Source organism: Burkholderia sp. MSMB1589WGS, assembly GCF_001636105.1.
GTDB classification, from domain to species: Bacteria; Pseudomonadota; Gammaproteobacteria; order Burkholderiales; family Burkholderiaceae; genus Burkholderia; species Burkholderia humptydooensis.
In genome coordinates this window covers 1-22,893 of record NZ_LNJT01000008.1, presented here as the reverse complement: position 1 = coordinate 22,893, position 22,893 = coordinate 1, and the positions used below count along the sequence as shown (strand labels likewise).

Here is a 22,893-nt window from a genome sequence, read left to right as displayed (position 1 = left end):
TGAACGGCGGGCTGGGATGGGGAGTCTGTCGGCGCCTTTAATTTGACATAAGGTAAAAAGGGATCGCTAACTTTAGCTGGCGTTACACCTGCGGGACCAAGGCCCCGCAAGCGTTAGCGGGTAGCGCCAGCCACCGAAAACCCTGGAGGCCCTTGGAAAAAACTTCCAATGCATGAACCCAAATTGCCTTCGTGCGATCGTCGCGCGAGCTTTCGGCATGCGCGGTGGCGATCACTTCGAACGGATCGACGCCCAGAATTTCCGCAACGCGGATAGCTGTTTTCTCGTCGAACACTGATTGCTGGTTGCGGTACTTACTGACCGCGCCACGCGTCACCCCCAGCACTTTCGCTGCTGCGTAATCGGAGGGAAGGTCGAGGCGAGCTTTCACCGCGTCGAGCCAATCGACTGTCGTTTTCATAGACAACCCCTATCGAATCAAAGTCAACCCGGCGTCAAAGGTACTGCGACGCTTCACCAGATGCAACTGTCACTGTGCATGAGACGTATCAGCCGTTGACACGTTTCATCAAATGAGACTATTCTCCGCCTGTCGACACGGCAGCCGGTTCCCAACCCCGCCGGTGCTGGACTAGCTATCCAGCCGCCGGTCGACTTTCAAGCCGTAACCGTTCAAGGGGTTGAGAAAGGGGAAGTCAAATGCACGTTTCGCTGCAACAAACGCTTACACCTTCGGCGCTGGTGCGCCAGACGATCGAGCCGTATTTCCGTGCGTTCATGGACGCAATGATCGGATTAGTCCAAAAGTGGACGCAAATGCCGGCCGCGTTCCGCGGAGGATGGGCGGCATGAAGACGATCATGAACGAACTGCGCGACGAGTTGCGCGTCGCGCACATCATCATCCGCAGCGCACTTTCAGTTGCCACGTTCGACCAGAAGATGGAATGGGCGAACATGAACGAGCGTGACGCCGTAATCGGAGAGGGCATCACGCGTGCCAACGAACGGCAAGCGGCGATTGACGGTGGCAGCGTCGATGCGCTGTGTCGCGAGTTGACCTGCGCAGATCGGATCATCGCGAACGCCAAGGCGTTGCTGTCGGAGCACCAGTGCGAGCTGTGGGATGTCGCGATTCGCCACGCGGGCGTGGTATCGCGGCGCCAGGCGTGGGACGAAGTGCGCGGTGAGGTGTTGGCCCGCGCGGCGAACGCACTTGCCGTTGCGAGGATTGGGTTAGATGTGGGTGATTGCGATGGCGGCCGAACCGTCGTCGTGATCAAGCCTATTCGCGAACTGTCGCCCGACGACGTGGCGGCGCTGCGACGCGTGGTCGAAAGTCATGCCGGACAGTCGCGCGGCATGCTGACCAAGTCGGAGTTCGACATGCATGCGCTTCTGCGGCGGCAGCGCGCGTTCTCGGAGCACACGTTCGGGCCGGGGCGCCGCACAGCCGGCGTGTGCAATCACATTCGCAAGGAATTGGCGGAAGTCGAGGCTGCGCCGGACGATCTGCGTGAATGGGTCGATGTGATTCTGCTTGGGCTCGATGGTGCATGGCGTACCGATGCGACGCCCGAGCAGATCACGGCCGCAATTTCGGCGAAGCTGGCAGAGAACGAAGGCCGCGTGTGGCCGGATTGGCGCACGTCAGATCCAAATCGCGCGATCGAGCATATCGACCAAGCGACGGAAGGCGGTCAGGCATGACGACGAAAGACGTGATCGCAGTCTTCCACGGCAATGTGCGCCATGCCGATTTCGTCGGCAAAGCCGTTGTCGAGGAACCAGTTTCGAACGTCGCGAGCATCGTGAATGGTGTATGCGCCAATGCGGCGGTAAATCGCGCCTGCCTCATTTCTGACGCCAATCACGAAACGCGGTGCACATCTGCGGAATTCGTGCGGTGTGTCCGCATGAGCGATGCCGAGACATTCAACCAGTTCTGCATCGAATATGGGTGGCTCGAACTGCGCGTCGATAGTGGTAGTGATCGGGTCCCAAGCCCCTGCGCGATCAAGCTTTTTCATAGGCGATTTGGCGGAACGAACCGGCGCGATCCGATCGAAGAACTGTCCTATTTCCTGAAGTGGATTTCGAAAGGCGGATTCGATGGTGTGCCTGCTTCCGCTGAATGGTTGTCGAAAGTCCGTGAGTATATCGCGCACCTGAAGGCGAGCCGCGCGACGGCGGACGCCAGCTCCTGACGCAAATGAATTCAATCGAGGGATGATGAAATGGCTATTGTCTATAGCATTCCTAATCAACAAGAGGCGGAAGCGACTGCGATTCGGCGAGTGATCCGCGCGAGCAACGCGGAACAGATGGCACGCCGGCGCGCGAGCGATGCGGCTGATGTCGATCGACCACGCGCGACGTTGAAGCGCATCGGGCGGGTGCATTCGATTGTGAGGCTCGCGTGACTGATTTCGATATCGCGCAAGCACAGCCGCGCGTCGTTGCGCCGGGGGTGGTCGAAGTCGGCCCTTTCTTTGAGCGGTATATGCGCGGCGGCTACTTCATCGTGAAAACGCCGTCGGGTTGCCGGGAATATCACTGGTGCGAGCAGCCGGACGCGAGCGACACAACGGTCATGATGACGCGCGATGAAGCGTTACAGCTTGCTTCGCATCGGTGGTAGGGCATGGAGCAATCGAATGAGCGCGGGGTCGCTGAACGGCGAGAAGCGCTGTTCGAAGACCTCGCGGAACTTGGGATAGGCGCGGGCGTTTGCGTGCCGACTTTTGTTGTGTACACCCCACCGCGTACGGCGCGTGGCGATCAAGCGGCGGCCAATGCGATGAACGAATTACGACCGCTGCTCGCGAAGCTCGCGCGGCGTCGGTCGACTCAGCGATAGGAGTGCGGATGAAAAGGAACGAGAAGACGTTGCCGCTTTGGGCGATCTGGTTGATTTCGCTCGTCGCGGTCATTGCGTGGTGCGGTGTACATGGCGAGCCGGAACAGCCGGTGCAGCAGGAGATTCGCCCGGTTTCGTGCGCTTAGCACGCGGCAGCCGGGCTGTCGTGTGGTCACTCGCCGTGCAAACTTTCGGCCTCGGATAGCACGGCGAGTTTTGGGCGGGGCGGCTTCCAAAGCGCCCCGTTTTTTTTCGAGTTCACAGGCTGGATGCGTTGCGGCGTCCACGCGTGAGGGGGTGACTATGATCCGAATCTCAAACACAAGTCCGTACAGCGACCGGGAGACGTTCACGTGGGCGGCGCTCGATGAGGGCAACCCGTTCCGCAGCGAAGACGCGGCGTGCTCGCTCGACGCACCGAATCGCTCGCCGGCTGGATCGACATTGCGCATCGATCCGGAGGGAGAGTCCGAATGGCTCGGGCCATTCGCCGCAGCGCGCTAAACGTGGTTTCGCGGGTGATGACAATGGAAGACGCACCGAAGATGCGCCAGATTTTGGCGGGTAGGAAAAGTGGGCTCTATAGGTATTGGCGTAGAGCGTCAATTCCGGCGCATATCGCGATTGATCTGGCGCGTGCGGGGACGGAGACGCCAACCGGGAATCCGGTCGTTGACTACTTGATTCATTTGCATGAGGTGGCAGACGCATGAGCGCTTCGACCGCCTTCGCCGAGCCACCGGCCCCGTGCGCGTCTGCATCCGGGCTCTGCGAATGATCTACGGCTCCGTTTGTTCAGGCATCGAGGCGGCTACGGTTGCATGGCATTCGCTCGGCTGGCGGCCAGCATGGTTCAGCGAAATCGAGCGGTTTCCCTGCGCTGTCTTGCGCCACCACTACCCAACGGTTCCCAATCTCGGGGACATGAAGCGTTTCAAGGAATGGCCTGATGCAGCTATCGATCTTCTCGTCGGCGGAACTCCCTGCCAGTCATTCAGCGTCGCCGGACTCCGCAAGGGGCTGGATGATCCGCGTGGCAACCTCATGCTCACCTATCTTGCGATTGCTCGCCGCTACGCTCCCCGCTGGCTGGTCTGGGAAAACGTCCCCGGTGTCCTGTCGTCCAACGGCGGACGGGATTTTGGAACCTTCCTCGGGGGCTTGGCAGAACTCGGGTATGGGTTCGCATACCGGGTTCTTGACGCTCAGTACGTCCGAGTGGAATCACACCCTCGCGCCGTCCCTCAACGACGACGGCGTGTCTTCGTTGTCGGACATCTTGGAGACTGGCGACGTGCCGCAGCGGTTCTTTTTGAGCGCGAAGGCATGCTCGGGTATCCGGCGCCGCGCCGCAAAGCGCGGGAAGGTGTTGCCGCCTGCCTTAGCGCACGCCCTCAGAGCGGCGGCGGACCCGGAACCGACTTCGAGTACGACGGCGGACTGATCGCAAGCACGGGCGACGTATCGTATTGCCTGAATGCGGGCGGGATGAGCCGGCAGGACTTCGAGACGGAAACGCTCGTTGCACATACGTTGAAGGGAAGTGGCTATGACGCGAGCGAAGATGGCACGGGCCGCGGTGTACCGCTCGTCGCGCGTGCGTATGACCTTCAGCAGGTGACAAACCCTAGTAATCGGTCGAACCCACAATCGACCGATCCGTGCTTCACGCTTGCAGCTACCAGTGAGCCGGTGATCGCCTTCGATTGCAAGGCCGGCGGCGACACGTCGTTCAGTATCGGCGAAATCGCGGGCACGTTGCGCGGAGAGGGGTTCGGCGGCGGACATGCGGCCGTCGCGTTGAGTTTGCGCGGACGTGACGGCGCCAATCTCCCGGAGTTGTCGGAGGGCGTCACGCCGGCGCTTCGGGCAAGCCAGGGCGGAAGCGACAAGGCGCACGCGATGATCGGGTCGACGGTGCGGCGGCTGACGCCACGCGAATGCGAGCGCCTGCAAGGCTTCCCGGACGACTACACGCGGATTCCCATTCGTGTAATGCGGACGCGGCCGAGCGCCAAACGGTTCCGAAAATACCCGGACCTCTTTGCTTCCAATCTGGACGGCTCGTGGACAGCGTACGTGGAAGACGGCCCGCGCTACAAGGCGCTCGGCAACAGCATGGCCGTACCTGTTATGCGCTGGATCGGTTCGCGAATCGAGCTCGTCCAATCACTGACTACCTGAGGACACCACCATGAACGACCAACAACAGAGCCGCGCTGATGCGCTGACGGACCACAGCCGCATGCTGAGCCAATGCGCGCATGAAATTCTGCTCAAGCTCGACATCATCGACCAGCGAGAAGGCGGCGCAAGCGCCGAGACAGAACGGATTCAGGAAGACGTCGAAATCCTGCAAGGCATCGCGCACGACCTCGACCTGATCGCCGCGTCCCCTATCGAGCAGCCCGCACCGCTCACGGCGCAGGCTGAACAGCATGCAGATTGGCGCGGAGATTTCGAGCGACAAACAAGCGCGGCGGGTTTTGACCTATCCCGTGAGGAATGGGGAGGAGAGTATTGCCATCCCGATTCAGCGGACGCATTCCGTTGGTATTACACCGGTCGTCTCGACGAAGCATGTTCAGGTGCCACATCTTCGCAGCCCGTAGCAGCGCTGCCGCAGCCCGTGCTCGATGCGCTTCGCTTCTACGCAAACGGCCACCATTTCTACATCGACCGCGATCACCAGGACTTTGACACGGTGAGTGGCGAGCCAGTGAACTGGCTGTATAGCGAGCGCGACGACGACATAACGATGATCGAGGACGGCAGCATCGCGAAGGCTGCACTTTGCGGCGGTGTGCTCGGCTCCGAGGAACCGGAGAAGCCACTCGAAGGCGAAGTGTTCAGTGTGCAGGTCGCCACCTCTGCCAATGAGACAGGTGCGGAAGGCGCAACGTCGGACTCATGGGCGCGTCGCTTCGAGCAATGCATGCACAGTCTGGTGCCTGCCCTCAATTACATTCAGGCGCACCCCGGTCAATTCGACGCGCGGCCCGGCGACGACCTGCTGCCGATTATCGGCGCATGGTTCCCGAAGCTCGCGGCCCTCGTTAGCTCCCCCGCTACGGCGGCAGCAGCGCCGGCCGACGAGCGGGCGGCGTTCGAGGCTTTCTGCGAGCATTATGTCGATGCAGCAGATGAAATCGACCGGGAATGGTTGTTCCGGATGCTTCGGAACTGGTCTGCTTGGCAAGCCCGCGCGGCAGCATCGCCCGCTGCGAAGGCGGTGGCTCAGTGGCAATACCGGATCGTCGCGGACCTTCCGGCAGGGCAATGGCACAACTGCTCTGAAGAAACCGCGAAGCGCCTGCAAGCGCCTGAGTACGCAGCAGATCACGAAATTCGCGCGCTCTACGCCGCCCCGCAACCCGCGCAGGCCGACGCACCGGATGAAGAAGCATACGTCGCAAAGCGCATGGCCGAAACGCTGGCGACCGTCTACACGACGATCATCGGGGACGATGAAGTCGACGCCGACGACGGCCTCAACGCTATCGAGCGCGTCGTGCGTGCTGCTCAGGTGCTCCGGCTCGAAGTCAATCTTTACCGCGCGCAGGCCTACGCACCGGCAGAGGCACGCGTGTAATGCGGGCGCGGCCGAGCGCCAAACGGTGCCGAAAATATCCGGACCTTTTTGCGCCCAATCTGGACGGCTCGTGGACAGCGCACGTGGAAGACGGCCCGCGCTACAAGGCACTCGGCAACAGAATGGCGGTGTCCGTGACGCGTTGGATCGGTGAGCGAATCGAGCTCGTCGAACAGCTCGCGACGGCAGCGGCGAGGGCTCGATAATGTGGATCTACGCGTACGACGTAGCGGATTTCCTGCCCGGAATCCCCGAAGCGAAGGCAGCCGCGAAGCGCCTGCCGGCGCGTTGGTATCGGCGCGCGCTGAGCCACGCGGAAGCGGCCGGCCATGCGAGCGCCGTGAAGTTTGCACGGCCCGACCAGCAGGTCGCGGATCGTATGTTCGACGTGTCGGAAGCTGCGCGTGCAATTCGCGAGTTTCTCGACGAGCACGCCCCCGACAGTTTCCCTGTCCGGCCGGACGCCAACGATTTCGAAATCTGTCTGAAAGCCCGTCGAATCGCAAACGATGTCTCGCTGCGGTCGCACGGGCTGTCGATACTCGACGCGCACATTGTCGCGGAGAATGCGTGCGCGATGTATGGCGTCGACCTACCCGATTTCGAGCATCCGGCCGAACGCGTCGCACGCGTGCGCTGCGAGTTGTGGTGGCGGCGACAATTGCGCAAGAAGCACATCCGCGCGCTGGAACATAGCAATATCCGGTTGCATTACGTTCATCGCAAAGCCGAGCCATACGCCAGCGACGACGCGGTGCGGCGCCGTGTCGCGCAGAATCGCCGCAACGACCGGACGCTCAAATCCGTGACGGTCGAGAACGAGAATGGTCAGCAATTCACGCTTGCCGAACTGGCGGCCAAGGGCATTTCGAACAAGGCACTGAAGCGCGGCGAGCTGTTCACGCGTCTGCGCGGCCTGGAAGAACTCGCCGACGACGCGAAGCTGCGCGGTGTCATGTTCACGCTGACTTGCCCGAGCCGATTTCATTGCGTCCGAACGACAGGGGGCGTAGTCGAACCGAACCCGGTGTACGCCGATGCGTCGCCGCGGGAAGCGCAAGCCTATCTGCGCAAGGTGTGGCAGCGCATCCGCGCAGAGCTGAAGCGCGAAGGCATCGTGTTTTTCGGCATGCGCGTTGCGGAGCCCCACCACGACGGCTGCCCGCATTGGCATGGGCTCGTGTTCAGCGACAAGGTGGAGCGGTTTTGCGCGGTGATGCGCAAACACGGGCTGCGGGATTCCGGCGACGAGCCGGGCGCGCAGCTCCACCGCGTTCGGTTTGAAGTGATCGACAAGGCGAAAGGGTCGGCTGTCGGCTACGTCGCGAAGTACATCTCGAAGAACATCGACGGCTACGCGGTCGGCGAGCACAAGACGAACGATGGCTACGTCATTCAGGCGGATATGTGGGACGGCGACGAAATCACGCCATCGCAGCGCGTTGAGGCGTGGGCGGCGTTGTGGGGCATTCGCCAGTTTCAGCAGTTTGGCGGGGCCCCGGTCGGCGTGTGGCGCGAACTGCGCCGCGTGAAGGAAGAGGACCTACCGAGCGAGGCAGAGTCTCCGCAAATCCGCGCTGCATGGGCGGCCGCGCAAAAGACAGACGAGCGGCCGGCGGATTGGGCGGCGTACTCGCGTGCAATGGGCGGCATCGCGGGCGAGGCGCGCATGGTCTATGTCCGACACACGATTGAGCAGCGCGAAGGGCGATACGGCATCGGCCCGGTGCGAGTGCCGCACGGCGTCGAAGCGCTCGGCGTTGCGCACGTCGTCGATGGGCTTTGCTCGTACGCGCGCGAAACGAAGATCTTCGTCCCGTCAACGCGGCACGAGTGGCGGGTCGTTCGGCGTGGTGGCGGAGCCGCCCGCCCTTGGACTCGTGTCAATAACTGTACGCGGGACGATCGGCCAGGGGTGGCCGAGATAGCCGCGGAAGCTGTACGGATCGGTGCCGGCGGGGCAGGGAACGGCGCGAAACGGGGTCATCGGAACCTGTAGAGCGAGGAAAACCCTATGACGCATATGACGATCGAATGCCCGTGCTGCGGGGGCGAAATCGAGGCACGCCACACGGAGGGGATGTCGGCGACGCTGCGCCGCCTCTACTTCGTGTGCGACGACTGCGGCTTTCGAACGCCGGCCGGTCTCGAAATCCTGTTCTCGCTGTCGCCGCCGGCGCGGCCGCGGCCCGACGTCGCGCTCGAAGTGCGGCCGTCCGATCGACTGCGCGGCTTCGTCGATTCGCGTACGACACTCGGGCTGATGGAGGCGGCGAAGTGAGATTCACGATTGCTTGCCCTCACTGCGGCGCGCGCGGCATCGCCCGCGTGCTGGAACAGAAGTCCGCGCTGGCGTGGGAGATCGATTACCAGTGCGACGACGTAGTGTGCGGCCATACGTACCGCGCACGGCTCGAAATGACGCCGACGGCGCCCGTGCAGCGGCGCGAGCGCATCGGCGAACAGATGCGGCTCGCTGTCTGAGCTGCTGCGAAGTGGAGCGGTATCGACACGGTGTCGAAACGGCATCGAGTCGATATCGATTCGATATCGAACAGAGATAGGGGTGATTGATGATTCTGGCAGTGGGGAACCCGAAGGGCGGCGTCGGAAAGTCGACGACTGCGGTACAGCTCGCGATTGGTCTGGCGCTCGACGGCGCGCGCGTCTGGCTCGTCGACGGTGACAGCCAGCGAACGAGCCTGTCGGCGATCACGGCTCGTGCGCACACGGGCCGGCCGTTGATCGCGGCGTCGGCCTATGCGGACGGCCCGTCGTTGCGGGCCCAAGTGCTGCAGCAGTGCGTGCAGTTCGATCAGGTCGTGATTGACGTTGGCGGGCGCGACTCCGGCGCGTTCCGGGCGGCCCTGACCGTTGCCGACGCGGTGCTGATTCCGGTTCTCCCGCGATCCTTCGACGTGTGGGCGCTCGATGACATGGCGAAATTGCTCGATGAGGCTCGCGCAGTGCGCGAGCTGCGCGCATTCGCTTTTCTGAACGCCGCGGATGTGCAAGGGGCGGACAATCGCGATGCCGAGTCGATCATCGCAGGCTACGCGGGCATCGAATTGCTGCCGTGCCGTCTGCATCGTCGCAAAGCGTTCTCGAACGCGAGCGCGGCCGGGTTGCACGTCGAAGAAATGCCGCGCCGCGACACCGTAGCGTGTGCAGAAATCGAGCGTGTGCAGGATGCCGTGCTGCGAGCAAGCGGGGCGCTCGCGAGCTAGTGAAAAGACATCATGTCGATATCGAAAGGATATCGACATGGTATCGAGAGGATAGTTAATAGATAGGGGTTGACATGTCGATTACGAAAAGACCGACGCTTTCTCAAGGCGAGGCGGCGATTGCCGCATTCATTTCGGGTGCACCTGACGCGCGGCCGGCGGCACCGCCTGTTGTAACAGTCGAGCCGCAGAGCCCGACGGCGCCGCGCCGGCCGAGAAAGAAAAAAATCAGCATGGATATCGATGCCGAACTGCTTGAGCGCGTCGACCGTGCGGCGCATGCAATGGGTATATCGCGAAACGCCGTGCTCGCCTTGGGCGCGTCGCGCTTCGTTGACGAGACGATGCGCAATTGACGACGCTCGCATCGTGAGCGCAGCAGCCCTGACAGAACTGACAGGGTTGACGCTCTGGAGTACATGCTACATTCCCCCGCGAAATACTCCGGGGGTTGTCAACATGGGATTTGCATTCATCTGCGAAGGCGACACGACGACGCACGGCGGCCGCGTCGTCGGCTGTAACACGGCCAATACCGCTTACGGCAAGGCAATCGCGCTGCTCGGTGATATGGTGACGTGCCCGCGCTGCTGCGGAATTTTTCCGATTGTGAGCGTGAAAAGCGGACTCAACATGACGTTCGGCGACCGGCCGGTCGCGACCGATGGCGACAAGACGGCATGCGGTGCGACGCTGATCGCTTCGCAAGGCACCGCAACGGTTGCGCCCACGGCGGGCCAAGGTAGCCCCATTGGCGGCGGAAAGAGCGTCATCGCGCAGGCGCGCTCGGCGCCGAATGAACCGTATCGCGGCCGCTTCCAGTTGCTCGACGACCATACACGCGAGCCACTCGCGAATCACGCATATACGATCACGTCCGCGGACGGTCGGACCGTCCACGGTCAAACCGACGCGAACGGATTCACAAGCTGGCTCGACAGTGACGAAGTTTCGTCGCTGACGTTCACCAACTCGGGCGCGAGCCCCGCATGAGCGACTACGGAACAAGCAACGCCGTCGGCGGCATGTCGACGGGCGAAGGCCAAACCACGCGAGTTGGGTTGAGCCGCGGGCAATTGTCGCCGCAGGATCATGCTGTGTTATGTGATGCGATTTGCCGTTGCAGCCGTGTCGGCGTCGCGACGACGGACGGCAAGATTTTGCGCCAGGCATGCGTATCGCAACGGCTGAAGGCGAAAAACTTGGTCGCCAAAGGGCTGACCGGCGCGCCGACGCAGTACCTTCCGGAAGTCACTTACGACATGCGGCAATCTCCCCCCGCGCCCGTGATGAGTAGTGCCGACTCGCTCACGCCGCATAGCTGGTTGCCCGCATGGATTCAGAAGTATTTTCCGGGCGGCATGGACTCATACAAGCAAGCGAAGAAGACGTACTTCCGCCGGCCTGATGTCGTGATCGTGAACGATCCAAGCCAGCCGCCGATCCAGTCCAACATTAAGCAGGTCGTCGAGATGAAGTTTCCGCCCGACGACTTTTCGAAGGGCCAGCGCGAGGCGTATCTGGATATCGCCGGCGATGACCGAAAGCTTGCGGCGATTGGGCCGGAAGATTGCCGGTGCGGCGATGCGGATCGTCAATCGCAGCCGTCGACCTCCGCTCAAAAGCAACCCAGTCTGGAAGACATGTTCGGCGACAAGCTGCCGTCGTCGGGCGGTATCATGCCGCTGATGCCGCCGATCCCCCCCGTACCGTTACCGCTTCCCTGATTCGAACTATGGCAATGACGCAAGATGAACTGGCCGCATGGGCGAATGATCCGGGCCGGGCCGGATCACTCCCTTATGGGCTGTTTGAGCCAAACCATCAACGCAAGATCGTGGGCGCGATTTTGGCCGTCCGCGGCGTACTGTACTTCCGAGACGGGCACACGCCGCAGAGGCGCGAGGCGCTAACTCGCTGCTTCGAACGCTACGACGCTGCGCTTCGCACATATCAGCGCGCACTTGAGCAATCGCAAGGACGCGAACCATCGAAGGGCACGCCACTCCGCTGGCTGTATCAGGAGGGGAAGCAACCGACGGCGATTGAAAAAGCTCCGTCGTTTTCCTCGCTCGCGAAGGACATTCCGTCTGATGATCTACTCGTCGTCGGGTTGTCAGATGCGGAAGAGAAGGAAGGCGCGGGGGCGATGGAGTTTGTGACGTTCTGTCTCGAAGACTGGCAAGCAGCGCTGAATCGCGGGCTCGATGTGCTGTCGTTCTCAGTCCCGCCGGCGTTCCTGACGTTGTGCCCGAATGTTTTTCAGCCACTTTTCGCACAAGCGGCCGACGATCTGGACGCCGTACACGGGCACGCCGGGTATGCGGTGAATCTGTCACTGCTGCGGCGCGATCCAAACGAGGCGTCGGAGTATTTTCTGGCCCGTCGCTATGGTCCGGGGCTCGATGTAGGCGACCCAGTTCGAAGAGGCGTGCGCCGACTCACGAACCGTATCAAAACGGTCGACTGGCTCACGGCAATCAATGCCGATATGGTACGCGAGCTCGGCGGCCGGCAGAGTCTGGCTCTCCCTCCCGATTGGTTCGGGCTGCGGTCCTACGGTAACGACGGCTTGCTCATTCAAGCAGGAGTGGCACCGCAAACGGGAATCGCAGGGGAGAAGGGGCAAGCGCCCGAACCGCCGCCAGCATATGTACTCGTGAATCAGGCGCTGCGTCCACTCATTGCCGATGCCGTTGGCACGCTTCAGAGCGGCACGCCGAGTAGCACCGCGCCGCTTTTAAACACCGAAGTCTCGACAGAGGCTTGGCTGCACCGATTCGATATCGATCCCGATCGCATCTACGGCTATTGGGAAGCGCTGCACAAGACACCGAAGCTACCGCCGTCCCCCTGACGCATTTGGCATCGTTGCGCAAGGCGCAGTAGTGGTGCCAAATTCCGCATGAAAGTGCATGAAAACGCACGAATTTGCCACGATGCGAAATCGCCGGAAGCCCGCGCCAGTAGGCGCTCGCGCGGTGGGCGGCGAATGCATGAAATGTGCCCCATCAAGAAAGACCGCGGGCGAGGAGGGGGACCGCGCAAAGGCCGCCGCGGCGACCGCCGGCGCGTGGGCGGGCCGGACCCTCAAATGCCCCCGTGCGACCGCGTCACGGCCTCGTGGAGCCGCTCATGGCGCGCGGCCGGAACGCGGCCACCCCGCCAGCGCCAAGCCGCTGTAGGCCCTCTATCCGCACCGACGGATTCGCCCTATACCGCTTTCGCGGCCGCGCGGCAACAGTGTTCGGGACAATGGGACGCCAGACGGGACAACGGGACGCTAGTCGGGACACGAATGGGACAGCGACGGGATGCCCTATGCGCCGTCGCGCCGAGCGACTCCGCAGCTCGCGCTCGTCAGACGCAAAAATGGCCGCGCCCGGTTGCCCGGTGCGCGGCCCTTCGCGTGGCGAATGCGCTTCGTTACACCGGCTTGTGCGACTTGAGCCACTCCTTCACAGCCGTAGCTGAATTGTCCCTTATGGGTTACAATTCTCGCATGTTCAAAGTTCTGACGACCCCCCAGTTTGACAAATGGCTCGACGGGCTTCGCGACCCGGTCGGTAGCGCGGCGATCAACCTGCGCATCGAGCGGGCAAAGCTTGGCAATCTCGGCCAATGGCGCGCAGTCGGCGACGGCGTCAACGAAATGAAGATTGATGTGGGGCCGGGATATCGGGCCTACTTCGTGCGACGCGGAAAAATTATCGTCGTGGTGTTGTGCGGCGGGGACAAGTCGACGCAGAAGAAGGACATCAAGCTAGCGAAGCAAATCGCCGGCGAACTGGAGGATTGAGTATGAAAATCAGCGAACTGGCCGAGTTCGACGGCTCGAAGTACCTGAAGGACGAAGAAACGATTCGTCACTACCTGGCGCAAGCGTTCGAGGATGGAAATCCGCGCCTGATTCAAGCCGCGCTTGGGAACGTTGCGAAGGCGCGCGGCATGACGGCGCTCGCGCGCGAGTCCGGCGTGAAGCGTGAAGCGCTCTACCGCGCGCTGTCGGAAGGTGGGAACGCGGAATTCGCAACGATCATGAAAGTTGTGGGCGCGTTGGGGCTGCACCTGACCGTTGCGCCGGCCGAACCTGCGCCGGTGCCCGCGCCAGCAACAACGCGTGCACGCTCGCGCGTTCGCACGGCTGCACACGCGTAACGCCATCGACGGCCGGATGCGCGGCGTTGCACTGGCCTGCGCGCTACGCCGCGACCGGCGCCGGCGGAATCTCGTAATCGTCGAACGTCACAACCTCGTCGCCGAGCCAGTCGTTCAGCTCGGCGAAGCGGGCCTGCAGCGGCCTGATTTCGTTGCGCCCGAACACGCGCGCGGCGGTGTCCGGCGTGCCGAAGCCGCCCGAATTGCTCGGCACGATACCGAGCAGTTGCGGCGGCACGCGATGCGCGGCGAGCAGATCGTCGCGCGTCACGTTCTTGATGTTGAAGAACTCGTCTTTCGCGGCAACCTCTGACACGGGAATGAGCTGGATGCCGTCCTTCTTCCCGCCCGGCGCGTACATGAAGACGTTGCGGAAGTTGCCCGGCCCCTTCGCGTTCTTCAACGCGTCACGCATGTTGTCCACATCGTCCTGCTTCTGCGCGGCGTCGGTCATGTACAGGATGAAGCCGGCGTGGCTGCCGTTCTCGTAATACTTGCGCCGGAACAGCGTCGACGATTCGTTCAGCCAGGCCGAGTGCAGCGAGCTCAGATACTCGGGCAGGCCGTACACCTCCTGATTGATGTCCGGCCGCACGAGCTGAAACACGCTGTCGGGCTCGAACTCGTGCCGGTCCTGCCAGCCGTTCACGTACACGAAACCGCTGAAATCCGCCTTGCGCCGCGTGTACTTCGCCAGCGCGGGCTCGAGGCGCAACGTGCCACCGAGCCGGTTTTGTCTGCGCTCCAGGTAGCCGTTGCCGAACGTCAGGAAATCGAGCGCCCAGCGCTCGAACGCGTGCCGCGACAGCCAGCGGTGCGGGCGGAACGTCGACGCGAGCACGTTCGCCTTGAAGAACAGCGCCGAACTATGGTGCGTGCTCGCGCGAAACGATTTCGCCAGGCCGGCGAAGCTGACCGGCGGCTCGAACCATTCGCCGTTCGACCAACACTCGACGTAATCGAGAATCTCGGCCCGGTTCATGACGGGCGTCGGATCGTCGAACGTGAAGACCTCGGCGCGCGCCGGCGCGGCGCTGCCGGCGCTCGGATTTGGCGCGGCCGCGAACGTGCGCGGCGCGCGCGATCGGCGCTTGCTCATGCGTAAAACTCCGTGAATGAAGATGAATGAATGCCGCCGCCGGCGAGCGGCTCGCGGTCGATCGCGTGCAGGCAGGCCCACGCCAGGTCGGCGTGGCCCGTCTCGTCGGTGCGGCCGGCGGTGTAGGTCGCCTGACGGCCGCTCGCCGTCATCGTCTGTTTGATCGCCATGAACGCCGCCGCCAGATCGGTCCAGCCCGCGTCGAATTGCAGGCGGCCGTTACGGACGACGGATTGGCCCTTGAGCACGAGGCGGGTTTTCACCTCGGGCGAGTAGTTCAGCGCGACGGCGGCCGGAAAGAACTTGCACACGAGCTGGTAGACGCCTTGCCCCATGCCCGTGGTGTCGATCGCGATGTAGCCGACGTTGTAGCGCTGCGTGATCGCCTCGATCGCTGCGGCCTGTTCCTCAAAGTCGTTGCCGCGGAACTGGTGACGTTCGAGCACGCGGAAGGCGCCGTCGTCGACGCGCGGCGGCGCCACGACGACGAGCCCCGCCGAGTCGCCCGTGAGCGCCGGATCGTAGCCGACCCACACATCGCGATGACCGAACGGCCGCAGCAGCAGCGGCGAGAAGTCGTCCGCCCATTCCTCCCACGAGTCGACCATGCAGCGTTGCAGGTCCGACAGCTTGAACACCGACAGCGAATCGTCGATGAAGTGGCACATCAGCAGGTTCGCGAATTCCTCGGCGCTGTATTCGCGGCGCAGCTCGTCGATGTCGAACAGGTTGCAGCCGCCCGCCATCGCGTCGAGCACGGTCACGATCTGCCGCCACTGCGCGTCCTCGCACAACATGCCGCGCACGAGCGCCTCGTGGCTCGTGTCGATCTGGATGCGCTCGCCCGCCGCGCGGCCGCGGTTCGCATGCGCGCCGCTCCAAAATGCGTACGCCTCGTGCGTGATGCTCGACGGCGTGCTGAAGTACGTCTTGCGCCAGCGCTTGTGCATCGCCATGCCGGAGGCGACCTTGTTCAGCTCGCGGAACTTCGGCACCCAAAAGTATTCGTCGAAATAGAAGTTGCCGTGGTACGACTGCGCGGTGCGCGCGTTCGTGCCCAGGAAGTACAACGTCGCGCCGCTCGGCAGGATGATCGGATCGCCCGTGAGCTCGATGTCGGCCGCCTCGCGCGCAAACTGCGTGATGTACTGCTTGAAGACGTGCGCCTGAGCCTTGCTCGCCGACAGGAAGATTTGATTGCGGTCGGTTTCGAGCGCGTCGACCAGCGCCTCGCGCGCGAAGTACCACGTCGCACCGATCTGCCGCGATTTCAGGATGTTGCGCGTGCGCTGATCGCCGTTCCGATACCAGACCTTCTGATAGTCGAACAGTGAATCGCGGAACGCTTCGATGATGCGCCTGTGCTGTTCCTCGCTGATTTCGTTGCGCGGCGCGCGGCGCTTCGGGCCGGCATTGCGTGACGCAATCTTCGGGTTCAGGTCGGATTCCTTCCCCGTCTCGTCATACTTGCGCACGCGCGCGAGCCGCTCGACCTGCCGGCCGAGCAGGTCGATTTCCTTGTAGTCCGCGCCGTCCTTCTTCTCCTTCGCAATCAGCACCATCAGGCGCACTTCGAGCGATGCTTCGATGCGCTCGACGGGCGTCGCGTTCTTCCATTTCTCGCGGCGGCACCACGATGCGACGGTCGCGGGCTTGATGTCGAGATGGCGGGCGATCGACGCGAGGCGCCAACCTTGCCAATAGAGCGTGCGCGCGACCTTGCGCACGTCGTTTTCGAGCTGATGAGGGTCCGTAGTTTCGAGCATGCGGCCAAGCGTAGGCCGCCGCGTGCGCGCGAGCACGCGCAGCGCGCTGTACCCGCGTGACCCACAAACGCCGCGGATTGAGCCGTGGCGCATGAACGCCGAACATGAGAAGCACGCTCACTCAACCACGTTCGACCCTCTCTATGGCAAGCAAAACCAAATTCTTCCGCGTCGCAGTGGAAGGCGCGACCGTCGACGGTCGCGAGATCAAGCGTGAATGGCTCACGCAGATGGCGAAGCACTACGACCCGAAGCTGTACGGCGCGCGCGTCAACCTCGAACACCTGAAGGGCTGGGCGCCGCTCTCGGCGAACAACCCGTTCGGTGCATACGGCGACGTGATCGCGCTGAAGGCGGCCGAAATCGAGGACGGCCCGCTGAAAGGGAAGATGGCGCTGTTTGCGCAGATCGATCCGACCGACGAGCTCGTCGCGCTGTCGAAGAAGCGCCAGAAGATTTTTACGTCGATCGAAATCAACCCCGACTTCGCCGACATCGGCGAGGCGTATCTCGTCGGGCTCGCCGCGACCGACGACCCGGCGAGCCTCGGCACCGAAGCGCTGCAATTCGCCGCGAAGCGCTCGAACAACCTCTATTCGCCGGCGTGCGAGACGGCGATCGAATTCGAAGGCGCGACCGAAACGGCCGGCCTCAAGGAATGGGTGAAGGGCCTGTTCGCCCGCAATCGCGAGAACGACGACGAGCGCTTCGCCGACGTGCGCGAAGCGGTCGAACGGGTCGCCACCCATGCGCACCACACGGGCCGCGAAGTCGCGACGCTGAGCGCGGCTGTCACGAGCGCCACGAGCGCGGCCGCCGACGCGAAGAAGCGCGCTGACGAAGCGTTCGCCGCCGTCGAAGCGCTCACCGAGAAACTGTCGAACACCGGCAACGGCGCGCCGCAGCGCCCGCCGTCGACCGGCTCGACGGGCGAGCTCGTGACCGACTGCTGACCGACTGCTGACCCATCCCGCACACCACACAGGAGAATTTCCCGATGAGGAAGGAAACGCGCAAAGCGTATGAAAAGTTCGCCGCGCAAATCGCCAAGCTGAACGACACGGCCGACGTGTCGGCGAAGTTCGCGGTCGAGCCGACCGTGCAACAGCGGCTCGAAACGAAGATGCAGGAATCGAGCGAGTTTCTCAAGCGCATCAACGTGCTGCCCGTGACCGAGCTCGAAGGCGAAAAGCTCGGCCTGTCCGTGTCCGGCCCGATCGCGAGCCGCACCGACACCACGAAGGCCGCGCGTCAACCGATCGACCCGACGGCGCTCGACAGCAACCGCTACCGCTGCGAGAAGACCGACTACGACACGGCGATTCCGTATCGCAAGCTCGACATGTGGGCGAAGTTCGCCGACTTCCAACAGCGCATCCGCGACGTGATCCTCAACCAGGGGGCGGTCGATCGCATCATGATCGGCTGGAACGGCGTGAAGGCGGCCGCGACGACTGACCGCCAGGCGAACCCGCTGTTGCAGGACGTGAACATCGGCTGGCTGCAACAGTACCGCGAGCGCGCGGCGCAGCGCGTGCTGCACGAAGGCGCGAAGCAGGCCGGCAAGGTGCTCGTCGGCAAGGCGGGCGATTACGAGAACCTCGACGCGCTCGTGATGGACATCGTTTCGTCGATGATCGACCCGTGGTTCCAGGAAGACACGGGCCTCGTCGTGATCTGCGGCCGCGAGCTGCTGCACGACAAGTATTTCCCGATCGTCAACGCGACGCAGGCGCCGACCGAGCAGCTCGCGGCCGATCTGATCGTGAGCCAGAAGCGCATCGGCAATCTGCCGGCCGTGCGCGTGCCGTTCTTCCCAAAGCGCGCGCTGATGGTCACGAAGCTGTCGAATCTGTCGATCTACTACCAGGAAGGCGCGCGCCGGCGCACGCTGAAGGAAGTGCCGGAACGCGACCGCATCGAGAACTACGAATCGTCGAACGACGCCTACGTGGTCGAAGACTTCGGTTGCGGCTGCGTGGCCGAAAACATCGAACTGGCGGCGGCATGACGATCAACACGCCCGCCCGCGCACACTTCAATCGCGTCTCGGCCGCGCGCGCGGCGGCGGCCGCGTCGCCCGGCGCGACGATGAAGGGCGCGACCGCCTATGAGCTGATGCTCGCGAAGCTCGCGGCCGACCGCCGCGCGCTCAAGGGCATTCAGTCGATCGAGCGGAAGATCGAGCTGAAACGCAAGCTGCTGCCGGACTACGCCGACTACGTGGCGGGCGTGTTGAGCGGCGGCCGCGGCGCGCAGGACGACGTGCTCGTGACGGTCATGGTCTGGCGCATCGACGCCGGCGACTTCGACGGCGCGCTCGCGATCGCGGCCTACGCGCTCGCGCACGGCCTGACGCTGCCCGACCAGTTCGAGCGTTCGCTCGCGTCGCTCGTCGCCGAGCAGTTCGCCGACGCCGCGCTGTCGTCGTTCCTCGACGGCGAGACGTTCGACGCGGCGAGCCTCGAGCTCGTCGACGATCTGACGCGCGCGGCCGACATGCACGACCAGGTGCGCGCGAAGCTGTACAAGGCGCTCGGCTACGCGACGCAGGCCGCCGCGCCGGCGCGCGCGCTCGACTATCTGCGCCGCGCGGTCGCGCTGAACGATCGCGTCGGCGTGAAAAAGGACATCGACCGGCTGACGAAGCAGGTCGAAGCTGCGGGCCGTCGGGGCGACGGCGCCGACGGCACGTAAAGAGCCCACCTCGGCATGGCGGCACCGGCGCCCAGGCCCTACGCCTGACGGTCACGGACCTGGTGCGCCGGTCCACCGCCACCTCATTGTGAACCGACCATGAACAGCTTTGTTGCCACCGCCGCGCCCGCCGTCGCGGCGACGCCGATCGAAGGCACGTTGACGAACGACGGCTTCTTCCCGGACATCGATCTGTCCGCGCTGCGCGACGCGATGCGCCTGGACGGCACCGTGACGGCCGAGCGGCTGCGGCACGCCGCGCGCGACGCGCTGCTGACCGTGAACGACGAGCTCGCCGCGTGGCGCGCACGGCAGCGCGCGGCGGGTGCGGCGACGCTCGCCGACGTGCCGGCGCCGCGCATCGATGGCGAATCGGCACACGTGGCCCGCTACCGGCGCGCGGTGTACCACCTGACGCTCGCGGACGTGACCGAGAAGTACCGCGGCTACGACACGACGAAGAGCGGCGGCCAGGTCGCGGCCGATCTGGCTGCGACGGTCGACGACGCACGCCGCGCTGCGCGATGGGCGATCAGCGACATTCTTGGCCTGGCGCGCTCGACGGTGGAACTGATCTGATGGCCCGCCCCCTGTACCGCATTCGTCAGTTCGCGCAATCCCGCGTGCGCGGCGGAAAGCTGTTCTGCGCCGGCGCGTGCCAGGTGCAGCAGCGCGTCGCTGGCCTGTTCTGGCTGGAGATTGCCTATTGCTCGGATCACACCGGCGCGGAGGCCGCAATACGAGCCGCCGTGCTCGCGCGCCGGCGAGCCCGACTCAAGCCGCGCGTGCTCGGCCTGTTCGATCGCGACGGGCAGGCGCTCGGCGAATGAAGATTTCAGCGCTGCAAGGCGAGACGCTCGACGCGCTGTGCTGGCGGCACTACGGCAGCACGGCGGGCACGGTCGAAGCCGTGCTCGAAGCGAACCCCGGCCTCGCCGAACTCGGCGTGGTGCTGCCAATGGGAACCGTCGTGGAGATGCCCGAGCGCAGCGCGATCGAGACGACCACGCCGCTATTGCAACTGTTTGACTGACCGGAGCCGAATGAATGGCTGAACCGAACACCACCTCGGCTGCGGCGCTGTTCGCCGCGGTCGGCCTCGCCGGCATCGCGCCGGGCGTCGACGGCGACGCGCTGATTGGCGCGTTCGCGGGCGCGGCGCTCGTCGTCGTCACGTCGAAAGACCTCGGCCTCGCGAAGCGCGCCGCGTACATGCTCATCTCGCTCGTGATGGGCTACCTCGCCGCGCCCGAAATCATTCACGCCGTGCCGATCCGCTCGACGGGCGTCGCCGCGTTCTTCGCGGCCGCGCTCGTGATCGCGGTCACGCTGACGCTGATCGAGCGCGTGAAGGGCATGGACCTGTTCGCGCTGTTTCGCAAGGGAGACTGACGTGCATGTCTCGTCCGCACTCGTCGCGCTCGCCGCGCACCTGGCCGTCATCGTGCGCGTGCTGACCTACCGCAAGAACGGCGCGCGGCATCGCTTCCACGTCGCGTGGGCAGCCTGGGTGATCGTCGCGATTTCCGGCGGCTCGGCGATCGAGCTGCTGTTTCATCCGAAGCCGACCGGCTTCTTTCACGCGGCGCTCGCGGTTCTGCTCGCCGTGTTGGTGTACCTCGCGCGCGGCAACGTCGCGCGCCTTCTACGGAGTGACGAAGCGTGAACATCCTTCGATTCAACGATCACGGCGCGGAAGTCGGGCTGCTGCAGCAGCGCCTCGTGCGCGCCGGCTACCCGGTCGACGTGTCGCACCTTTACGACGAACAGACCGAGCGAGCCGTCCAGACGTTGCAGGCGGCCGCGGGCCTCGTCGTCGACGGCATCGCCGGCCCGAAGACGTACCGGGTGCTCGCCAGCGGGCAGCGCGACCCCAAGCACCTGACGGACGCCGACCTCGCGCGCGCGGCCGCGACGCTCGGCGTATCCGTCGCGTGCGTGCGGGCTGTCAACGAAGTTGAGTCCCGCGGCGTGGGCTTTCTGGACGACGGCCGGCCGAAGATCCTGTTCGAGCGGCATGTCATGTATCAGCGGCTCGTCGCGAATGTCGGCAGGGAAGCGGCGGACGCTGCCGCCGCACGATGGCCGGGCGTCGTCAACCCGAAGCGCGGCGGCTACCAGGGCGGCGCCGCCGAATACGTGCGGCTCGACACCGCGGCGCGGATCGACGCGACATCCGCTTACGAGTCCGCGAGCTGGGGCGCGTTCCAGATCATGGCGTATCACTGGAAACGCCTGGGTTACGCGAGCGTCGACGAATTCGTGTCCCGTATGGAGCTGGGCGAAGCCGAGCACCTCGACGCGTTCGTGCGGTACGTCGCGGCCGACAAGAAACTGTTGGTCGCGCTTCGTGCCCGGAAGTGGGCGGCGTTCGCGGAAGGCTACAACGGCCCGGAATTCGCGATCAACCTGTATGACGTGAAGCTCGACCGCGCGTATGCGAAGTACGCCGGCGCGGGCAAGGCGGCCGCATGAGCTTCGCCCGCCTGACGCCGTGGCTGGCGCTGATCGCGCTGATTGCGTTGGTCGCGAGTTGCCAGCACGGCCGCGCGCTGCGCGCGCAGCTCGACCGGGCGACCGACGACGCGCGCCGCGCGAAACACGAGGCGCAGGCGAGCGCTGCCGTCATCGAGCGTCTGTTGGCCGATGCCAAGGCGAAAGATGCGCAGCGCGCGCAGCTCGATCGCGCGCGCGCCGGCGTCGACGCGACGCTCGCGACCTATCGAAACGAACTGCGGAGACTGATCGATGAAAACACCGCCGTGCGCGCCTGGGCTGCTGGCGCTCTGCCTGACGACGTTGTGCGCCTGCACGCAAGCCCCCCTCAATGGCGCCGACGATTACGCTCAACGAATGCGCGGCGGTGACGCCGTGCACGATGCCGGCGATGGCGCCGCGCACCAACGGTGAGCTGAGCGACGCGTTGCACGTCGCGCGCGCGGCGTGGGCGCTGCGCGTCCGAAGTCGACATGATCGCGACGTGTCAGGCGCGCGTGCGGCGGGCGGACGGCCATGAATAAGCCGAACAGCCTGCGCGCGGCGCTCGTCGCCGCGTTGCCGCAGCTCAACGCCTCGCCGGACCAGTTGCTCGTGTTCGTCAACGAAGGCCGGATCGAGGCGACGGGCACGCGCACGGCGTCGTTCGACTATGAATACGAGTGCGAGATCATCATTCGCGACTTCATCGGCAACCCGGATGACGTGATGATCGCCGTTGTCGAATGGGCGCGCGCGAATCAGCCGGACCTCGTGACGAATCGGGACGAGCGCCGCAACTGCATGACGTTCGTCGCCGACATCCTGTCAAACAACGCCGTCGACCTCGGGCTCAAAATGAAGCTGTCGGAAAGCGTCGTGGTCGGAACCGATGAAGCCGGCAACCGGACGGTCGAGCACATCGACGACGCAGCCGACGAGTGGCTCTCGTGACGGACGATCTTCAGGCGCTCGAACGGTGGGCGGGTGGGCTGCTCGCGAAGCTGTCGCCGGCGGCCCGCCGTCAACTGCTGCGCGAGCTTGGCCGCGATCTGCGCG

30 protein-coding genes and 3 pseudogenes are annotated in these 22,893 nt (G+C 64.2%); 30 read left to right on the top strand and 3 right to left on the bottom strand.

The genetic code is table 11. The features are described from left to right. Positions 1 to 82: 82 nt before the first annotated feature. Entirely contained in the window at positions 83 to 421 is a 339-nt protein-coding gene (locus WT16_RS18120; protein ID WP_059641215.1) for a DUF3693 domain-containing protein, read from the bottom strand. 388 nt (positions 422 to 809) lie between these two features. Between WT16_RS18120 and WT16_RS18110 the strand changes: the two genes are divergently transcribed. From WT16_RS18110 to WT16_RS18020, 17 genes are all read left to right on the top strand, one after another. Then, positions 810 to 1,670 (top strand): dATP/dGTP pyrophosphohydrolase domain-containing protein, encoded by an 861-nt coding sequence (locus tag WT16_RS18110; RefSeq protein WP_015602157.1) that lies wholly within the window; start codon positions 810 to 812, stop codon positions 1,668 to 1,670. Continuing rightward, positions 1,667 to 2,167 (top strand): hypothetical protein, encoded by a 501-nt coding sequence (locus tag WT16_RS18105; protein ID WP_015601415.1) that lies wholly within the window; start codon positions 1,667 to 1,669, stop codon positions 2,165 to 2,167. The genes WT16_RS18110 and WT16_RS18105 overlap by 4 nt, the downstream gene beginning before the upstream one ends. Before the next feature lie 30 nt (positions 2,168 to 2,197). Beyond that, complete coding sequence (locus WT16_RS18100) at positions 2,198 to 2,383, top strand: hypothetical protein (protein WP_015601027.1); 186 nt, start codon at positions 2,198 to 2,200, stop codon at positions 2,381 to 2,383. Further along, entirely contained in the window at positions 2,380 to 2,601 is a 222-nt protein-coding gene (locus WT16_RS18095) for a hypothetical protein (RefSeq protein ID WP_009897093.1), read from the top strand. The genes WT16_RS18100 and WT16_RS18095 overlap by 4 nt, the downstream gene beginning before the upstream one ends. Positions 2,602 to 3,123: 522 nt before the next feature. Continuing rightward, positions 3,124 to 3,324, top strand: a complete 201-nt coding sequence (locus WT16_RS31785) for a hypothetical protein (protein WP_082874914.1) — start codon at positions 3,124 to 3,126, stop codon at positions 3,322 to 3,324. Between the two features lie 270 nt (positions 3,325 to 3,594). Further along, entirely contained in the window at positions 3,595 to 5,004 is a 1,410-nt protein-coding gene (locus WT16_RS18080; RefSeq protein ID WP_063534888.1) for a DNA cytosine methyltransferase, read from the top strand. Between the two features lie 10 nt (positions 5,005 to 5,014). Further along, positions 5,015 to 6,412, top strand: coding sequence for a hypothetical protein (locus WT16_RS35035; protein ID WP_231892080.1), 1,398 nt, complete (start codon positions 5,015 to 5,017; stop codon positions 6,410 to 6,412). Between the two features lie 205 nt (positions 6,413 to 6,617). Next, positions 6,618 to 8,411, top strand: coding sequence for a replication endonuclease (locus tag WT16_RS18065; protein ID WP_063533888.1), 1,794 nt, complete (start codon positions 6,618 to 6,620; stop codon positions 8,409 to 8,411). A 15-nt stretch (positions 8,412 to 8,426) separates the two neighbouring features. Next, the gene (locus tag WT16_RS18060; protein WP_015600468.1) at positions 8,427 to 8,693 is read left to right on the top strand and encodes an ogr/Delta-like zinc finger family protein; all 267 of its coding nucleotides are present in this window, start codon (positions 8,427 to 8,429) and stop codon (positions 8,691 to 8,693) included. Further along, positions 8,690 to 8,896 (top strand): ogr/Delta-like zinc finger family protein, encoded by a 207-nt coding sequence (locus tag WT16_RS18055; protein ID WP_063533887.1) that lies wholly within the window; start codon positions 8,690 to 8,692, stop codon positions 8,894 to 8,896. The genes WT16_RS18060 and WT16_RS18055 overlap by 4 nt, the downstream gene beginning before the upstream one ends. An 89-nt stretch (positions 8,897 to 8,985) precedes the next feature. Further along, on the top strand, positions 8,986 to 9,639 hold the full coding sequence (locus tag WT16_RS18050; protein ID WP_009914986.1) for an AAA family ATPase: 654 nt from the start codon (positions 8,986 to 8,988) through the stop codon (positions 9,637 to 9,639). A gap of 74 nt (positions 9,640 to 9,713) precedes the next feature. After that, positions 9,714 to 9,995 carry a hypothetical protein gene (locus WT16_RS35030; RefSeq protein ID WP_231892079.1) on the top strand — a complete coding sequence of 94 codons (282 nt, stop codon included), beginning with the start codon at positions 9,714 to 9,716 and terminating at the stop codon, positions 9,993 to 9,995. A gap of 103 nt (positions 9,996 to 10,098) precedes the next feature. Continuing rightward, on the top strand, positions 10,099 to 10,632 hold the full coding sequence (locus WT16_RS18040; protein WP_063533886.1) for a PAAR domain-containing protein: 534 nt from the start codon (positions 10,099 to 10,101) through the stop codon (positions 10,630 to 10,632). Then, positions 10,629 to 11,366: a VRR-NUC domain-containing protein gene (locus WT16_RS18035; RefSeq protein ID WP_015601730.1), complete on the top strand. Its 738-nt coding sequence runs from the start codon at positions 10,629 to 10,631 to the stop codon at positions 11,364 to 11,366. The genes WT16_RS18040 and WT16_RS18035 overlap by 4 nt, the downstream gene beginning before the upstream one ends. Positions 11,367 to 11,380: 14 nt before the next feature. Continuing rightward, complete coding sequence (locus WT16_RS18030; RefSeq protein ID WP_041861678.1) at positions 11,381 to 12,496, top strand: DUF3396 domain-containing protein; 1,116 nt, start codon at positions 11,381 to 11,383, stop codon at positions 12,494 to 12,496. A 645-nt stretch (positions 12,497 to 13,141) separates the two neighbouring features. Next, entirely contained in the window at positions 13,142 to 13,438 is a 297-nt protein-coding gene (locus tag WT16_RS18025) for a type II toxin-antitoxin system RelE/ParE family toxin (RefSeq protein WP_006027262.1), read from the top strand. Positions 13,439 to 13,440: 2 nt separating this feature from the next. Next, on the top strand, positions 13,441 to 13,797 hold the full coding sequence (locus WT16_RS18020) for an addiction module antidote protein (RefSeq protein WP_004202809.1): 357 nt from the start codon (positions 13,441 to 13,443) through the stop codon (positions 13,795 to 13,797). Positions 13,798 to 13,840: 43 nt separating this feature from the next. On the opposite strand, the gene WT16_RS18015 is transcribed toward WT16_RS18020, so the two are convergent. Then, entirely contained in the window at positions 13,841 to 14,896 is a 1,056-nt protein-coding gene (locus WT16_RS18015) for a phage portal protein (protein ID WP_063533885.1), read from the bottom strand. Beyond that, the gene (locus WT16_RS18010) at positions 14,893 to 16,662 is read right to left on the bottom strand and encodes a terminase ATPase subunit family protein (RefSeq protein WP_063534887.1); all 1,770 of its coding nucleotides are present in this window, start codon (positions 16,660 to 16,662) and stop codon (positions 14,893 to 14,895) included. The genes WT16_RS18015 and WT16_RS18010 overlap by 4 nt, the downstream gene beginning before the upstream one ends. Before the next feature lie 143 nt (positions 16,663 to 16,805). On the opposite strand from WT16_RS18010, the gene WT16_RS18005 reads away from it, so the two are divergent. From WT16_RS18005 to WT16_RS17950, 13 genes and pseudogenes are all read left to right on the top strand, one after another. Then, positions 16,806 to 17,615: a GPO family capsid scaffolding protein gene (locus WT16_RS18005; protein ID WP_063533027.1), complete on the top strand. Its 810-nt coding sequence runs from the start codon at positions 16,806 to 16,808 to the stop codon at positions 17,613 to 17,615. A gap of 44 nt (positions 17,616 to 17,659) precedes the next feature. Next, positions 17,660 to 18,673 carry a phage major capsid protein, P2 family gene (locus WT16_RS18000; protein WP_063533028.1) on the top strand — a complete coding sequence of 338 codons (1,014 nt, stop codon included), beginning with the start codon at positions 17,660 to 17,662 and terminating at the stop codon, positions 18,671 to 18,673. Then, positions 18,670 to 19,359 (top strand): terminase endonuclease subunit, encoded by a 690-nt coding sequence (locus WT16_RS17995; RefSeq protein WP_063533029.1) that lies wholly within the window; start codon positions 18,670 to 18,672, stop codon positions 19,357 to 19,359. Before WT16_RS18000 ends, WT16_RS17995 begins: the two co-directional genes overlap by 4 nt. Before the next feature lie 99 nt (positions 19,360 to 19,458). After that, positions 19,459 to 19,938, top strand: a complete 480-nt coding sequence (locus WT16_RS17990) for a head completion/stabilization protein (RefSeq protein ID WP_063533030.1) — start codon at positions 19,459 to 19,461, stop codon at positions 19,936 to 19,938. Further along, positions 19,938 to 20,189 carry a hypothetical protein gene (locus WT16_RS17985; protein WP_063533031.1) on the top strand — a complete coding sequence of 84 codons (252 nt, stop codon included), beginning with the start codon at positions 19,938 to 19,940 and terminating at the stop codon, positions 20,187 to 20,189. The genes WT16_RS17990 and WT16_RS17985 overlap by 1 nt, the downstream gene beginning before the upstream one ends. Beyond that, positions 20,186 to 20,392 carry a tail protein X gene (locus WT16_RS17980; RefSeq protein WP_063533032.1) on the top strand — a complete coding sequence of 69 codons (207 nt, stop codon included), beginning with the start codon at positions 20,186 to 20,188 and terminating at the stop codon, positions 20,390 to 20,392. The genes WT16_RS17985 and WT16_RS17980 overlap by 4 nt, the downstream gene beginning before the upstream one ends. Positions 20,393 to 20,406: 14 nt before the next feature. Continuing rightward, the gene (locus WT16_RS17975; RefSeq protein WP_004553021.1) at positions 20,407 to 20,751 is read left to right on the top strand and encodes a putative holin; all 345 of its coding nucleotides are present in this window, start codon (positions 20,407 to 20,409) and stop codon (positions 20,749 to 20,751) included. A 1-nt stretch (position 20,752) separates the two neighbouring features. Continuing rightward, complete coding sequence (locus WT16_RS17970) at positions 20,753 to 21,025, top strand: phage holin family protein (RefSeq protein ID WP_004524440.1); 273 nt, start codon at positions 20,753 to 20,755, stop codon at positions 21,023 to 21,025. Beyond that, on the top strand, positions 21,022 to 21,834 hold the full coding sequence (locus WT16_RS17965; RefSeq protein WP_063533033.1) for an N-acetylmuramidase family protein: 813 nt from the start codon (positions 21,022 to 21,024) through the stop codon (positions 21,832 to 21,834). Before WT16_RS17970 ends, WT16_RS17965 begins: the two co-directional genes overlap by 4 nt. Then, positions 21,831 to 22,121, top strand: a pseudogene (locus WT16_RS17960) (LysB family phage lysis regulatory protein); the annotation flags it as partial. The gene WT16_RS17965 and the pseudogene WT16_RS17960, both read left to right, overlap by 4 nt. Beyond that, a pseudogene (lysC, locus tag WT16_RS35025) lies at positions 22,108 to 22,379 on the top strand (Rz1-like lysis system protein LysC). The pseudogenes WT16_RS17960 and lysC, both read left to right, overlap by 14 nt. Then, positions 22,372 to 22,788, top strand: a complete 417-nt coding sequence (locus WT16_RS17955) for a phage tail protein (RefSeq protein ID WP_063533035.1) — start codon at positions 22,372 to 22,374, stop codon at positions 22,786 to 22,788. The pseudogene lysC and the gene WT16_RS17955 overlap by 8 nt, the downstream one beginning before the upstream one ends. Next, a pseudogene (locus tag WT16_RS17950) lies at positions 22,785 to 22,893 on the top strand (phage virion morphogenesis protein); the annotation flags it as partial. The gene WT16_RS17955 and the pseudogene WT16_RS17950, both read left to right, overlap by 4 nt.